The following is a 14,909-nucleotide window of genomic DNA, read 5'->3' as shown; positions in this document are numbered from 1 at the left end:
ATATATATGTTTTCTTAGAAACCATGATGATGAAAGCACTGCTACAAAAGCATGGTGTGTGATTCTTATACTGCAAAAGATGCAGTGCACTGTAATAATTACACGACACCACTTTTGAATATCAACATTCTAATGAGATAAGACTCAGCTTTCGGAAACTATCAGGGCCCTGGCGGCCAACGCTTAGCTAATTATCTTAAAATGCAGATGATTACGGGCGCATGCATTTACATCGATGTACATTGTGTAACCCGATGCAGACAGTCGCCGATAACAGGCCCGCTGAATAATGTCACCCACGATCACGTTTACTGGAAAGTGGCGCTGTTAAGAAAATAACCAACTACATGGCGGAGCAAACCACACGGGATCCATGCATTTCGGCAAAGCCAACGGCTCACTGTTACTAATCTTATGGTGATTACTGATGATATTTCGGCTGGGGCACTGGCAGGTCGGAATAGCCGCCTGAACACCAGTACGCGACGGCGTGGATGAAAGCACGACAACACGCACTATTTATTAAACAACCACCTGCATTTACAGGTGGTTGTTTTTCGAGCGATCCGGGGTGGCGAGAAGCTAGCTTAGCGGCCTTTACCAAACAAAACAATTTCGACGGTACGAATAAGAATAAGGATATCCAAAAGCATACTCTGGTGTTTAACGTAATACAGATCAAACTTCAGCTTTTCCATGGAATCTTCAACACTTGCACCGTAGGGATAGTTAAGCTGCGCCCAGCCAGCCAGTCCCGGCTTAACATTATGGCGCTGATTATAATAAGGTACTTCTCTTACCAGCTTTTCCACAAACTCAGGGCGTTCCGGGCGGGGGCCGATAAACGACATTTCCCCCTTAAATACATTAAATAGCTGAGGCAGTTCATCGATACGGTACTTACGAATGAAGTGGCCGATTCGCGTCACCCTGTCATCATTTTTGGTAGCCCATTTGGCACCGTCTTTTTCGGCGTCCGGGCGCATGCTGCGAAACTTGATGATTTTAAACAGCTTGCCATTAAGGCCTACCCGTTCCTGTTTGTAAAACACGGAGGTACCGGTACGGCGTCCATCATCCAGCCAGATAATGGCAGCGGTTAACAGCATAAACGGCCAGGTAAACAGAAATACAAAGGTTGCCAGAAGGGCATTGATAACATAATCGAGAGCATCGCGCAGATAGTTCTGGCTGTGAAAACCATTTGAGTAAATAACCCAGCTTGGATACATAAGATTGACCACAATCTGGCCGGTTTCCCGTTCCATAAAGTCTAACAGGTCAGTGACCTCAATGCCGCGCAGACGGCATTCGAAAAGCACCTCGATAGGCAATGTGCCGCGGCGCTGATCGCAGGCAATCACAATTTCCTCAATATCATTGTCGGCGATAAACTGCTGAAAATTTTCATCCACTTTAACGTGAATAATTTCTTCCTTACGAATGCCGTCTTCACGGTTATCGCCGGGAATGGGAATAAAGCCGACTAAATCAAAGGCAATGCGATCGACATCGCGGCGCATCCGTTTTTCAATAATTGACGCCCGCTCTCCGGCGCCTAATACCACAATGCGTACTTTACCCAGCCCCAGTAAACCAAGACGATTGGTAAAATAACGAAAGACCACCAGGGTGATAATAATTGAAGCAACTGACGCGGGCAGGTAATAGGGGTGCATCATCATTTCATCAAAAAATGCCCGGCTGATGATTTCGACAAAGAAATAACTTAATCCGACACTGACGAAGATGCGCCGGATAATGCCACGGAATGTCTCCCTGAGTTTAGCTTCATATAATCCGACGGATAAGGAACAAAGCAGAATAGAAACGGTTAATAATCCAACGTTTACGACAAGTTTTTCGATAGATACCGAGTTTGTCAGTCCCAACTGAACCAAAATGAAATGCGTAATGTAACCCATATACGCTATAAGTAATGCTTCCGTTGCAACTAATATGTTGGAACGTTTACTTTGATTGTGCCTGTTTAATGCCACTCCTGGCCCCCTGATACTGCAACGTCGAAGTACATCGTAAAGCTATTCAATGTAATAGACTATAAATGATGTTGGCATTATAGTGCTATTTACCGTAGGGTAAATTGCATTACTTAAAAAAATTTCACCATAACGAGTTTAGGAAGATCTCTTATGTACAATTCTAAAAGCATCATTCCGGTTGTTTTAGGAGCAGCAGTATCTTTGTTATGCGGCTGTACCAGCACTTCCGAACTGCCCCAGGCAAAAACTCGCCAGTCATTGACCACCAGTGTGGATGATTATCAATACCTCATTGGTCCAGGCGATACGTTAAGCATTTTTGTATGGCGCAACCCAGAGATCTCAGGCCAGTACACTGTTCGGCCCGATGGTAAAGTCACAACGTCACTGGTTGAAGATATCGACGTTGCCGGGCGAACACCTTCGACGCTTGCCCGGGAAATCGAAGAAAAACTATCCACGTTCATCAACAATCCTCGTGTTACGGTAAGTGTTAACAACTTTTCCGGACCACTTAGCGAACAGGTTCGTGTTATTGGTGAAGCCACTAATCCGCAAGCTATCAGTTATTCAGAGCATATGACTCTGCTTGACCTGATGATTGCGGTGGGTGGACTGACAGAGTTTGCCGCCGGTAACAGCGCGAAACTGGTGCGTGTGGAAGACGGTGAGCAACAAACTTACAATATAAATATCGATGATTTAATTCGTGACGGCGACATTTCACAGAATGTTGATATTTTGCCTGGTGATATTGTTATCATCCCTGAGGCCTGGTTCTAGTAGTAGCGGAACAAATTTACATGCAGGATTTACAGCCATCTATTGCGCAGTTCTTTGACTTGCTCAAAGGCATATGGATAAAAAAGCGCATTATAATAATATGCTCATGGATTATTTGCCCCATCGGGTTTTTCTATGTAGCAACACTACCCAATCAGTATGAATCATCTGCTGAGGTATATGTAGACACGGGCTCCCCATTGCAACCAGTCTTAACAGGTATCACCATTCAGTCTAATCCGCAACAGGAAATACAGATGATGGCGAGAACCTTATTAAGCCGTTCAAACCTGGAAACGATTGCTAGGGAGAGTGATCTGGATATTACAGTGTCTTCCGATGAAGAATTTGGCGAGCTTATCAATGAATTGAGTAGCGGTATTTCACTCAAGGGGACGAGCAAAGATAATATTTACAATATTGCTTATGAAAATGAAAATCCGGTGGTAGCCCAACGTGTTGTACAGGAAACATTATCCCTGTTTGTTGAAGGCTCACTGGGCAACAACCGCAGAGATACTGATACTGCCGGCCGATTTCTGGATGAGCAAATTGCTGATTATGAAGCCAGGCTTGCGGAAGCGGAACAGCGTTTAGCGGCATTTAAGCGAAAATACAGCGAAATATTGCCTATGTCTGGCTCATTCTATAGCGCGATTGGTCAATTAAGAGATAAACTGGATTCGACGCAATTACAGATACGTCAGGCAAGGCAAAAGATCGATGCGATGAAAGGTCAGATTTCCGGCGCAAAAGTTGCCGACAGTTTTGGCGTTAGAAATGAAGACTCAGCCGCGCTACAAACCCGTTACGATGAACGCATTAAATCGCTGGAAGATCAGCTTGATACTCTTATGCTGCGTTATACCGACCAGCATCCGGATGTTATTGAAACAAAGCAATTACTGAGCAGTCTGGAAGACGCCAGACAAGATGAAATTGATCAATTTATGAGTGAGCAGGGTGCTGAAGACGGCGAACCGGTGGGCGCTTATAACAGTCAGATCTCTTTGGAAGTCAGTCGTTTGCAAAGCGAGATTGCCGCTTTGCAGGTGCAGGAAGAAGACTTACAGAATAAGATAGCTGATTTGGAATCGAAAATTGATTTGATTCCGCAAATTGAAGCGGAGCAGGCCTCGCTAAACCGTGATTATGGTATTACCAAACAGCGTTATCAGGAGTTGTTGAATCGTCGTGAGTCAGCAGATTTAAGTCGTCGGGCAGATGTTTCTGCTGAGGAATTCCAATTCAGAATTATCGAACCTCCTCTGGTGCCAAATCAACCCTCCGGGCCACAGCGTTTGATGCTATACACCACAGTATTGCTAATCGGTTTTGGTGGTGGAATTGGTATTGCCTTTCTGCTGAACCAACTGTCACCGGTTCTGGTACGGGCTCGCCAATTGCAAGATCTGACGGATTATCCAGTGTGGGGAACAGTGACCCATCTTGACTTTGAGACCATAGCAAAAAATAACAAGCGCCATTATATGGTCTTTGCGGCAAGTTCTTTAGCTCTGGTGGTGATTTATGGAGCATTGGTGGCCGCAGAATTGATGAATTTCAACCTGCAGGGTGTGTTGTCATGAGCAGTACAATTGAAAAAGCCCTTCAGCGGCGCCGTGAAGCTATGGCGGCCGAGAAGGCAAAACAAGAAAATACCAGCACCTCTGAGCCTGCGGCTCAGGCCGCAGAGCCAGCATACAGAAGTGCTAAACAACGGGTTAAGGCGAAGGGCCCGGCGACACAGCTGGAGCCATTTAATATTGATCTGGATAGGCTAGAGCGCAATGGCCACGTATCACTTTCCAGTGCACGGAAAAGTATTAACGAAGAATACCGTGAAATAAAACGTAAATTGTTAGCCAATGCGTTCGGGCCATTATCGTCTACCATGAAAAATAGCAATATTATTATGGTAACCAGTGGAAGGCCCGAGGAAGGTAAAACATTTTGTGCCACCAACCTGGCGCTTAGTATCGCGTCAGAGCAGGACAAAACGGTTTTGCTGGTAGATGCCGATGTGTTAAAGCCAAATGTACTCAATACCTTCGGACTGGAGCGCCGTAAAGGTTTGATGGAGTACCTGACCGGTGAAGCCGATGATATAGCGGAAGTGTTATACCCTACCAATGTGGATAAACTAAAGATTATTCCGGCAGGGAAAACTCATCATCTGTCTACCGAATTACTGGCCAGCCAGAAAATGCATGAAACTGTTGATGAGTTTGCTAATCGCTATCCAGATCGTATCGTGATCATTGACACGCCGCCGCTTATCGGTATTACGGAAAGTGCCATTCTGGCAAACTTTGCAGGTCAGGCAGTGGTCGTGACTGAAGAAGGGCGCTCAAAGCTGACTGATATTCGTCTGAGTGTAGAGCGTCTGAATCCTGATATGGCCATTGGTTTTGTGGTAAACAAGGTAGTCAATAAGGATGCCAATGACCCCGGTTACTATGGATATTATTATGGACAAGAACAAGATACAGCTAATGGGGCGTAAGCTGAATGTCTCTCGCTTAGCATTGTTCACCTGTACAGCGCTGGTAGCAGCTAATGTCAGTGCTGGCGATCTGAAAATTGAGCCGCGCATATCGGCTGATACGATCTTTCAGCAAATCGACTCGGACGCCAGGGGTGACAGAGATGTGACAACTCTTCGGCTGGTTCCATCGATTGACGCAATTTATACCGCGAAGCGCGCCAAAGCATCAGTAGATTTATCCGCAACTCACCTGGAACGAGATACGGATGTTTTTTCCACCAAAAATGATTATATCGAGTATCGTTATGACGGTGAGCTGGATGTCATTGAACGGCTGCTGACCTTAGGCGTGCGGGGTAGCTCTCGGTATCGAAATACCAATACTAATAATTTCTTGATTTCAGATAAGCTTACCAATTCAGCGGATCTTGCCCGAGTTCAAACCGATACGATTAGTGCAACAACCGATTTTACCCGTAACCCACTGCTGGAAACTACTGCTTCTGTTTCCTACAGAAAGGTCCAAGCAGAACAAAGCTCCTTTATTAATTCTCAACAATTAAACAATGAGACTTTTTCTGCAATTGGGTCTATCAAAGACGGCCAGGCTGTGGACGGCTTCAAGTGGAACATCTATGGTAACTATAGTGATACGGATCGCTCTGAAGCTAATCTGGGTACTTTTGAAACCCATGAAGTTGAAGGTTTTATTGATCGATTGATTAGCGGGCGTTGGGCATTGCGCTTAGCGGGCAAATCTGAGTCCTACGCATTTAACAGTCAAGGCGATTTTATTCAGGATGAGCGGGCGTTTGATAGTGTTGGGGCAGGCTTCACCTACTATAAAGCCGATGATCGCTATATCTCGCTTACTGCCAATAAAGCTAACTCTTCCAATGAAGAAAATGACGGCGATGTGTTTCCTGGTTTGGATGTAAATTGGGCGTTTACCAGTCGCACAAGTTTTAGCGCAAAACTTAGTAAGCGGTTTTATGGTGATTCTGCCAATCTGAGCATTAAGCACGCCACCCGCAAAATACGTACCTCTGTATTTTACTCAGAAGATGTACGAAATTCCTCGCAGTTCTTGGGCATCGATAACACAGAGGGTGTGTTAGTATGTCCTGGCGCCGGTTTTTCCCCTAACTGCTTTCAGCCTAATTCGTTATCATACGAGCTCACTGGTGGGCAGCAATTCATCCAGCTAGGTGAAGACAATAATGCTATTGATGACAGTATTGTACTGCGAAAAGCTGGCGGTTTTGAAATGAGCTATCAGTCACGTGTTCTGACATTGGGATTATTTGCCCGTTATAATGATAACGAGTTTTTAGGGCAGGAAAGACGCTTGAAAACCGAAACCCTGGGCACGAATGCCGCCTATCGAATCGGTGCATTTACTCGCTTAAACGCTACTCTGAGCTTTGCCGATATCGACCGTGAAGAGCAGACTGGAGTATCAAGTACCGGTGAAAATATGGTTTTTGACGTAGCGCTGAATCATACCTTTTCTCCCCACCTTAACCTCAATGCTGGATATTCCTACACGAAGCAAGATGGGGAAGCCCGGGTGGGAGCATTTGGAAATAATTACACCGAACACCGTCTGCAACTAGGGGTTACTTACACCTTTAGATAGTATGGGGCTGTTTACCATCAAGCCAGCTTGTTCACGCTGGCTTAATTAAATTGTCCGCCTCACTCCTAAGCTAAAGAGTTAGGCAGTGAAGGAGGCGCACCATCACGTCTACTATTAGAGTTCTTGGTATCGATTTAGGCAAATCATCTTTTCATGTGATAGGCTTTACTCATTCTGTTAACCAGATTACCCGCAAAAAACTTTCGTGCTCAGCATTGCTTCAATATCTTCACCAATTAGTTCCATGCACAATAGCATTTAAAGCTTAAGACACTGATAGAAACTGTTCCGCTCGGCCAGTTTCTGAAGCCCATTTTGGCTATTGGCGATATGACTGCCAATCTTTGCCTTGGCAATATCAGCAGTGCAACGGACGTTAAAAACGGCAGGAATTTGACTGCATGGTTGGGCCTTGTGCCAGCGTAATACTCAACAGGAGGGAAGCCAAGATTATTGGAAGTAAGTAAGTGAGGTAATAAGGAACTGCGAACCTTGTTTATCCATGCTGCCAGAGCAGTTATGTCGAGGCAGGGTAAGACCGGGAAGATTTAGGGAGAGTGGCTGATTAACCTGCGAGCCACTAAGCCATTCAATGTTGTGACTGTCGCATTGGCAAACAAATTAGCCCGCCTAGCATGGGCAGTTGTGAAAACGAAACAAGCATTCGACAGCAAATCATTAACACCGGGTTTGCAATGAGAATAGCGCTGACGTACAGGGTAGAACCACTGGATTAAAATCTGACACCAAAAAACAGCTCACAGAAGCTTTTGGCATTAAGAGGATAACCTAGCGTGGATCTCATCGTGGAGTGGGTTGCGAAAGCGCCTAATCAGACTCCGAATACATTAGCGCATAACCAACCCCGTTATTGAAAATTATCATTATAATAACGAGGCGGACCATACATTTTGTGCCCGAGGCTAGATAGCATGGGTAAAGTGCATTGTGGCTTATTGCACGGCTCTGAGCTTTTCCATCCAGGAGGTATAGCGCACTGCGGTATTCGTGGTAGCTGGCAGGCTAAGGCGAGGCACGGCAAAAGGGTTTTTCTCTACCGCGTCTGATACGAAGTAGCCAGGCTCAGAAATCAATGCGCCGATAAATCCCTGATTTTTAATGATATCAGCAGCACGCTCATCAAAATCTTCTTTCATTCCCACCGGATAGCAAAATATTTTAGAAGGCGAGGGAATATTCTTTTTTACCACTGCCAGGCTGTCACTGAGCTCCTGGCGGATGTCGTCTTTGGATAAGGTGGATAACGGACTGTGGCTGCAGGTATGCGTTCCCACCGTCAACCCTTCTTTATGAAGCTCGTTCAGGCGCTGCCAGCTGGTAGGCTCAAAGTGCCGGGTGTCTATGTCGGCCTCGCCACACAGCGTGTGCTTAAGACGATCTGTAAATGCCTGACGGGCATTACGCTCAAGTCGCTTTGCGTGCAAAGACAAATAGCGTCTCGCGTGGCGTTTATCTTTTAACGATAGTATGCGCTCACCCGGAACGCCCAGTGCGCCAGCGTCCAGTTCGCTATGATCGGTAGCACGGATAGTGGTGGCAATCTGTGCATCCCACGGCAGCGTTTGCTTATCAATCAAGTCTGTAATAATAAATAAGGTCGGTCGGGCGTCATATTTTAGCAAGATTGGGATTAATGACTCCGACTGGTCCTGATAACCATCGTCAACCGTGAAGCATACATAATTCTTTGCCGGGTTAAGATGATGGCGTTTGGCAAACAGGTCATCGACGCTGATAAATTCGCAGCCATGGCGGCGAAGTAGTCGAAGAAAACCTTCCAGCATAGTTAAATCTACGCCGTTCAGACCATGAGGCCCAACGGGACGATGTAACGTAAATATGCAAATATGCTGACTCAGCGCCTTATTTAACAGCCAGTTCAGTCCTTTGCTCAGAAACAGCGAATGTATCAAACTTTTTGTCCAACTTTTCAATTAACTACTACGCGCCAGAAGGCTGCGCTCCTGCGTCTGTCTGATGCGTTCGTGTGTACGGGCAATAACCCAAAAAAGCAGTATTTATGTTGCTGATGTTCATGTTTGTCAGCACCACATAGCGTTCTCTGCATAGGATTTAATTTCTGAGCCAATGTTTGTGACCTGCATCTGTCAGGCAATAACTGTATTTTAACCAGCTTACACGGACTCTGCATTACCCCGGTTAACACGTTTAATAAAACTATCATATAAGATACAGCAAGCCCACATTTCCTTTTTACTGTGGTTGCACGTAAAATAAAATAAGATTACACCGTGAAACGATCTGTTGTAGTCATTATTTACTATAAGTTGTTATTTATAATCATGCTCATCAGAGCAGGTCCGAAGGTATTAATTGAGTATGGCAAATGTGAATGCGATGACAGTAGACGTGGAAGAATATTTCCAGGTTGAAGCTTTCGCCAGTGATATCCCCGTTAATGAGTGGTCGAAGTATGAGTCACGTCTTGCCATCCAGATGGACAAGCTACTGGGTACCTTTGCCGATACCAATGTTAAAGCAACGTTTTTTACGTTGGGCTGGATTGCCCAGGCCCACCCGGAGATTCTCAAACGGATTGTGGCGCAGGGGCATGAAATTGCCAGTCATGGTTTTATGCATCAGCATTTGTCCAAACAGAATGAAGATGTATTCTTTGAAGATATCACCAAAGCGAAGGCGTTGATTGAAGACATTACCGGGGTAGAGGTAAAGGGTTACCGAGCTCCATGCTTTTCGATTAGCGCAGATAATGACTGGGCTCACGATTTAATAGCCAAAGCTGGCTACCAGTACAGTTCAAGCAGTTACCCCATTAAACACGATTTATACGGTGTACCACTGGCGCCCAGAGATGCCTACCGGTTGTCTAATGGCTTGCTGGAAATACCGGTAACTACCACTATCTGGCGGGATCGGGTTTTTCCAGCCGGGGGCGGTGGCTATTTTCGCTTACTGCCGTTCTGGGTGTTTGATTTTCTGTTTGGCAAAGGGCAGGAGGGGCGTACGGCGAATTTTTACACCCACCCATGGGAGTTTGATCCGGAACAGCCGCGGATTGAAAGTAATTTTAAATCCCGTTTTCGTCATCATGTCAATCAGAAGTCAGCCTTGAAAAAACTGACCAGGCTGTGTGAGAAATATGACTGGACCACCATGGATGAGGCATATCTTACTCAGGATCATCCGATATTAGGTGACTGGTTAAGTGTGGCCAGTGGCAAGTTTGCTTATAAGGCAAGCTAGGCACTGCAAGTCAGGCTGTCAGGTAAAGGTGTATATTTTCGCCTTTTTGTAAATACGGCGTGGCAAAATATAGTGGAAGGTCGCAGGTTGAAAGTTAAAGCGCATCCCTCAAGGGTTGCGCTTTAACCAGATATATATCAAAAACCGCTGTAGCAGATTAACCCCGGCGTAGCGCGGAACCAGTAAGCCTGAGCGCTTCTTACGAACATTGCCCCAGTCTTTTTTGTAGTTTTCGTCACCCCGTAAATAGTCGATGCTATTTAAGCCTTCGTCAGATAGATCCTGCATAATTTCATGCAGCATTATGATCCCCGGCGAATGGTGCCGTTGTTTTTCATCGGTAACCGGTACGTAATACAATAGCGACTGTTCGTGGATAAACCCCAGGTGGGCGGCCATGCAATCACCATTGCGGCGCATATAACTTAAATGCAGCTGGTCTTTATAGGTTGTCAGCAAGGTTAATATGGCTTCACGATCTGATGCCCTGGTCAGGGCATTTTCACCGTGACGACGAGCCGATGTTTCTAAAATCCAGTCTGCCAGTGACACATCAAAGTCGGCATTGACGACGACCTCAATATCTGAGCTGTCCTGTAATTTGCGCAGGCGTCGACGAGCTTCCCGGGCAACCTTTGCTTTAACCCGCTTTCCGGATAGCCGGTATAATGTATGCCGCCATGTCTGACAGGGCTTACAGCCAGGCTGCTTGCGCAGTAACGCTGCCAGCCTGTTATCCGGGTAGGGAATATACAGTGAGTGATGGGCAAAGTCAGAATCATTAAGAGCAGTCATCATGGCATCAAATACCTGGCCGTCTTCCACTTCGTTATCCACCAATATCGACTGGTAATCGGTAAAACGCTGGCACAGATGAGACAGCACCGGCACCCTGGCTTTTGCTGACAGGTGACGCGCGACCAGTGGCAGAATGCCTATACACTGATTATCGTTCCAGGCGCTGAGCACCACCGGTGTATTGTCCATAGAAGCCTGGTACAGGCACCACTCATACCGAATGAAAACTGCAGCGTCTGTACTTTCTTCCAGCGCTTTCCAGTGTGTTTTCAGACCCTCCAACGCGGGCAGGCCAATGTCTATGCGGGTAATCATCAGGGTAACTGACGGGATAAATAAGGGCCAACCTGGCGTGTCAGCCAGACCGGCAAACGTTGCCATACAGCAATAGCCAGTTTGAACTTAGGGTTGTCCGGGTTCAGCGACTCACTGGACTCAGCCTGACTAAAGTTATACCAGTAATGCTGCTGTGGCTCTGCGCCCCACTGTTTTTTAAACCGGTAGGTGCCGGCGTCTCTGGTGGAGCGGCCGAAGTCAAACCAACGCATTTTCTTTTCAATAGCAAAGTGCAGGATCTGATGATACAGCCACATATTCATATTCATCTTATTGGCATCGCGCACCGTGGATGCCCAGGGAATTTCCATCATATTACCATTGACCAGTAAGAAGCCGGTGGCTACTGGCTGGTTGTTCACATATGCCACGGCAATAAAGGTATGTTCTGGCAGTGCATCCATCAGATCTGTGAAAAAGCGTTTACTGTTTACCGGCGTGCCCAGATCCCGCATGTTACGGGCAAACACCTGATAAAAATCGTTCAGTAATTCCTGCCCGCCGACTTTAAACGTGGGTCGATGGGGCGCTGCCTTTTTCACCTGGGCGCGAACTTTTGCGCCAATGTCATCATCAAACTGAGCGGTTGTTGCCGGCAGCGCGCGCAACATGGATACTTTCTTAGTGGAGGCCGTCAATGCAGTCTTTGTCGTGGTTCTTATCTCGATATATTTGGCGTCGTTGTTGCGTGCATCTTGCTGACACACCTCAAGAAGCGCTTTGAATACATTTGCAAAGCGGGTAACCGGACCGCCATAGTTGAAAAAGGGCAGAGACACGCCAAAATTACCCAGCAGCGGGGTAGTTAAAAATACCAAAGGCATTCCCCCAATAATCTTGTGGTGGTCATCTTTTACAAGCAGAATCTCACCGGCGGTATATGGCTGTGCGGTGATAAAGTCCCAGACAGGCTGCTGATGATATACCGACGCTTGTTTATGCTTTGCTACAAACTGCCACCATGCTGATAAGTCGCCATCAGCGGGAATGCGGCTGATAGAAAAATTACCGTTAAAATCTTCACTGACCGGCGTAAACTGACCGGGTAAGGAAACGGTGTCAGAAGTGGCATTTTCAGCATTTTGCGCCTTTAGCAGTGCTTTTTGTTCCGCTTCCAGACGTTTTACTGATGCACTGACATCCTGCATACGTGCAACCAGGTCCTGGTGTGCCTGACTGCCAGTGTCGACCTCTTTAAATTGCCGGGCAATTTTACCCTTTTCCGCTTTCAGTGATTTGAGCTGTTGCTTTACTTCTTTAATATCCATACTCATTTATTAGTCGTTCATAGGCGTATCGGCGAACCATTGACGGTGATCATCTGCAATATTAATCATGCGCTGCACATGACGTCGACTAACATTGCTGTGCAAGGGCAGGGTCAGTAATCGCTCCCCCAGGCTCTGGCTTACCGGCGTCTCAAAAGGTACGTGACAGTCAGCGGCTACGCCGTCGATATCCTTCAGCGCACGGGCATACATAGGTGAAGCGCCAAGACCGGCATTATTAAACAACTGCAGCAGATGATCCCGGGCCGATGCGTTTTGCAACAGCAGCGGAAAACGCAACAGCCGCTTGTCGGTAGCCTGCGCACACCACAGGGGCCTGATAGCTTCCTGTAAGCGGTGCTGGGTGTGTATCGACTGGCGCAGATAGGCAAGAATACTGGCGGTCAGCCGCTCCGCCCTGACACTGTCCATGCGGTGAACATCATCAAGGGGATGATAAACCGTGGCGCCCAGGTGTATTCCGGGCATGCGGGTTAAGCCCCCATAAAAAACCGGTTGGCAGATAATATTAAACAGCCGGGCTTTAAGATCAAAATAAGCCGGCGCTTGCGTAGCTGCCGGCACATGCGGCGCAAAATCCGCCACCCGAGCGGTATTCCAGGCCACAAGCCCGCCACCCATCAGGTTCACTGGCTTGCCCCGGCCGAAAGAGGTAATGAAAAAATCCGCCTGATGGGTATTGCCCGGCAACGGATAATTCTTCAGTGAGGCCACCTGATTGGTTATGCGGCCTTCAGGAAACCACTGGGCATTATCCTCAATAATTCGGGCCTGACGACCTGCAACTTCGCGGATCTGACTGAGATCCATACTCATGCCAAACAGGGAGGGACAAATTATGGCATCAGGGGGCTCATCCAGCGCCGCCAGTTGCTGTAAATTAAGCTGATAGTGGCTGGCGGCAAGGTCAATGATGACAGGTTTTACACCGGCGTAGACACAGGCAGCCACAACGTCAGGGCACGTATACCCCGGGATGACCACGGTCATAGGCTGAGTATGCTGGCTTTGCAGCCACTTTAATACAATGCCCAGGGCTGCTGTTCCGGAACTGACCAGTAAGTGATCGAACCCGTTAAATGACAACGGGCTTGAAACATAGTCGCGGGAGTGGGGCAGCGCTTTGGTCCCTACCGGCGGTAACTGGGACCATTTCATCGCGCAGAGGGCTGCCAGACAGTCATACGCTTACCGGATAAAAACTGAATGCCGGCATCCAACAGCGCAATATTAACCTGCACAAAGAAATAAATAATTTTTGCCCAGGACTTTTGTCTTAACGGCGCTGACCAATGGGCTGCTAGTGCGATGCCATAAAAAGCCAGCTGGGCCAGATAAGCCAGCACATAAACTGCCCCTTCATCCATACAAAACGGCGTAATCACAAATAAACCCAGTAATGTCCAGGGTACAGTCCAGCGCAATAATTTATGGGCAGCCACCTGATAAGCAAACAGGCCGAATTTGCCCGGATTCAGCACCTCTGTATGGCGCTCCAATGCTGTCATACCACGAATGACAGTGCGGATCTTGCGGGCATATTCTTTGCTCGGGTCGGCCAGGTCAGTATAAAAACCAAGCACATCCGGCGCTGTAACTGCTTTATAGCCAGCCTGAGCACAATTTAATGCTGTATTGAAATCGCTGGGCGAGTGAATATCCCATTGCTCACACACTTCGACCCGAGCCGCAAAAAACGATCCGCTCAGCCCTACCAGGCCAGCCAGTTTGGATTCCTGCTTACGCAACCACATTTCATACTTAACATAGGCCCCTTCTCCGGCTACTGAGCCATCTTTGCTGACAAAACGGTCCTCACTGGATATCGCGCCCACGCTGGGGTTATCAAAATACCGTACCAGTTGCATGATACCGTCAGGCTCAATGCGTGTAGCCACATCTGAAAATACGATAATGCCATGATCGACAGTTTTAATTGCGGCTAACTGGGCGTTTTCTTTACCCAGTCTTTCTTCGGCGCGCACCAGCCGTACATTCTGGTCAGCATAGGTCTGAACGATATTGTCAGTATCGTCGGTGGAGCTGTCTGAGGCCACCACCAGGGTCAGTTTGTTATCCGGATAATCCAGCGCCAGTGAATTTTCAATCTTGTCCTTAATGCGCTTTTCTTCGTTATAGGCGGTAACAATCAGCGTTACATCAGGGTAGGAGGCCGGCTCATCCGGTGGGTTGATGGCAGCGTCGTCGGCTTTGAACTTGTTTAGCAAAAGCAAGGTAAAAGGGTAAATAAAGTAGCTAAATACAGAAAGTAGTAAAAGTATCCAGAATAAAAACGTCATATCCATTATGTCTTAGTTGGCCGCCAG

Annotated in this window: 12 protein-coding genes; 6 read left to right on the top strand and 6 right to left on the bottom strand. The window is 47.1% G+C overall.

Going from position 1 to position 14,909, the window contains the following annotated elements; all coding sequences use genetic code 11:
- Positions 1–587 precede the first annotated feature (587 nt).
- Positions 588–2,000 carry a TIGR03013 family XrtA/PEP-CTERM system glycosyltransferase gene (locus F458_RS0109250; RefSeq protein WP_018983128.1) on the bottom strand — a complete coding sequence of 471 codons (1,413 nt, stop codon included), beginning with the start codon at positions 1,998–2,000 and terminating at the stop codon, positions 588–590.
- 153 nt (positions 2,001–2,153) lie between these two features.
- Between F458_RS0109250 and F458_RS0109245 the strand changes: the two genes are divergently transcribed.
- The 5 genes from F458_RS0109245 (at position 2,154) to F458_RS21195 (ending at position 7,339) form a co-directional block, all read left to right on the top strand.
- The gene (locus F458_RS0109245) at positions 2,154–2,786 is read left to right on the top strand and encodes an XrtA/PEP-CTERM system exopolysaccharide export protein (protein WP_018983127.1); all 633 of its coding nucleotides are present in this window, start codon (positions 2,154–2,156) and stop codon (positions 2,784–2,786) included.
- Between the two features lie 20 nt (positions 2,787–2,806).
- The gene (locus F458_RS0109240; protein ID WP_018983126.1) at positions 2,807–4,375 is read left to right on the top strand and encodes an XrtA system polysaccharide chain length determinant; all 1,569 of its coding nucleotides are present in this window, start codon (positions 2,807–2,809) and stop codon (positions 4,373–4,375) included.
- Positions 4,372–5,292, top strand: a complete 921-nt coding sequence (locus F458_RS0109235) for an XrtA-associated tyrosine autokinase (RefSeq protein WP_018983125.1) — start codon at positions 4,372–4,374, stop codon at positions 5,290–5,292. The genes F458_RS0109240 and F458_RS0109235 overlap by 4 nt, the downstream gene beginning before the upstream one ends.
- Positions 5,231–6,913, top strand: coding sequence for a porin family protein (locus tag F458_RS0109230; protein ID WP_169334835.1), 1,683 nt, complete (start codon positions 5,231–5,233; stop codon positions 6,911–6,913). Before F458_RS0109235 ends, F458_RS0109230 begins: the two co-directional genes overlap by 62 nt.
- Before the next feature lie 330 nt (positions 6,914–7,243).
- A complete protein-coding gene (locus F458_RS21195; protein WP_408640335.1) occupies positions 7,244–7,339 on the top strand; it encodes a hypothetical protein in 96 nt (31 codons plus the stop codon).
- Between the two features lie 527 nt (positions 7,340–7,866).
- Here F458_RS21195 and F458_RS0109225 read toward each other — a convergent pair.
- Positions 7,867–8,868, bottom strand: a complete 1,002-nt coding sequence (locus tag F458_RS0109225) for a polysaccharide deacetylase family protein (RefSeq protein WP_018983123.1) — start codon at positions 8,866–8,868, stop codon at positions 7,867–7,869.
- A 406-nt stretch (positions 8,869–9,274) separates the two neighbouring features.
- On the opposite strand from F458_RS0109225, the gene F458_RS0109220 reads away from it, so the two are divergent.
- The gene (locus tag F458_RS0109220) at positions 9,275–10,159 is read left to right on the top strand and encodes an XrtA system polysaccharide deacetylase (RefSeq protein ID WP_018983122.1); all 885 of its coding nucleotides are present in this window, start codon (positions 9,275–9,277) and stop codon (positions 10,157–10,159) included.
- Between the two features lie 108 nt (positions 10,160–10,267).
- Here F458_RS0109220 and F458_RS0109215 read toward each other — a convergent pair whose 3' ends face one another.
- Genes F458_RS0109215 through F458_RS0109200 form a run of 4 tightly spaced genes read right to left on the bottom strand, consistent with a single transcriptional unit; the run spans position 10,268 to position 14,882 of the window.
- Positions 10,268–11,338, bottom strand: coding sequence for a GNAT family N-acetyltransferase (locus F458_RS0109215; protein ID WP_083928611.1), 1,071 nt, complete (start codon positions 11,336–11,338; stop codon positions 10,268–10,270).
- Positions 11,272–12,567, bottom strand: coding sequence for a FemAB family XrtA/PEP-CTERM system-associated protein (locus F458_RS0109210; RefSeq protein WP_018983120.1), 1,296 nt, complete (start codon positions 12,565–12,567; stop codon positions 11,272–11,274). The genes F458_RS0109215 and F458_RS0109210 overlap by 67 nt, the downstream gene beginning before the upstream one ends.
- Positions 12,568–12,570: 3 nt before the next feature.
- Positions 12,571–13,740, bottom strand: a complete 1,170-nt coding sequence (locus F458_RS0109205; RefSeq protein WP_018983119.1) for a DegT/DnrJ/EryC1/StrS family aminotransferase — start codon at positions 13,738–13,740, stop codon at positions 12,571–12,573.
- Positions 13,737–14,882 (bottom strand): glycosyltransferase family 2 protein, encoded by a 1,146-nt coding sequence (locus F458_RS0109200; protein WP_156824209.1) that lies wholly within the window; start codon positions 14,880–14,882, stop codon positions 13,737–13,739. Before F458_RS0109200 ends, F458_RS0109205 begins: the two co-directional genes overlap by 4 nt.
- Between the last annotated feature and the right edge of the window lie 27 nt (positions 14,883–14,909).

This window comes from Salinimonas chungwhensis DSM 16280 (assembly GCF_000378185.1).
Taxonomy (GTDB): Bacteria; Pseudomonadota; Gammaproteobacteria; order Enterobacterales; family Alteromonadaceae; genus Alteromonas; species Alteromonas chungwhensis.
Note: the sequence above shows the minus strand (reverse complement) of the source record. Positions and strands in the feature narration are given on the sequence as shown.

Bases quoted from the DNA above. Each gene is read 5' to 3' on its own strand.
- F458_RS0109245 (WP_018983127.1), top strand. From the start codon at position 2,154: ATGTACAATTCTAAAAGCATCATTCCGGTTGTTTTAGGAGCAGCAGTA.
- F458_RS0109240 (WP_018983126.1), top strand. From the start codon at position 2,807: ATGCAGGATTTACAGCCATCTATTGCGCAGTTCTTTGACTTGCTCAAA.
- F458_RS0109235 (WP_018983125.1), top strand. From the start codon at position 4,372: ATGAGCAGTACAATTGAAAAAGCCCTTCAGCGGCGCCGTGAAGCTATG.
- F458_RS0109230 (WP_169334835.1), top strand. From the start codon at position 5,231: ATGACCCCGGTTACTATGGATATTATTATGGACAAGAACAAGATACAG.
- F458_RS21195 (WP_408640335.1), top strand. From the start codon at position 7,244: ATGACTGCCAATCTTTGCCTTGGCAATATCAGCAGTGCAACGGACGTT.
- F458_RS0109220 (WP_018983122.1), top strand. From the start codon at position 9,275: ATGGCAAATGTGAATGCGATGACAGTAGACGTGGAAGAATATTTCCAG.
- F458_RS0109215 (WP_083928611.1), bottom strand. From the start codon at position 11,338: ATGGCAACGTTTGCCGGTCTGGCTGACACGCCAGGTTGGCCCTTATTT.
- F458_RS0109210 (WP_018983120.1), bottom strand. From the start codon at position 12,567: ATGAGTATGGATATTAAAGAAGTAAAGCAACAGCTCAAATCACTGAAA.
- F458_RS0109205 (WP_018983119.1), bottom strand. From the start codon at position 13,740: ATGAAATGGTCCCAGTTACCGCCGGTAGGGACCAAAGCGCTGCCCCAC.
- F458_RS0109200 (WP_156824209.1), bottom strand. From the start codon at position 14,882: ATGACGTTTTTATTCTGGATACTTTTACTACTTTCTGTATTTAGCTAC.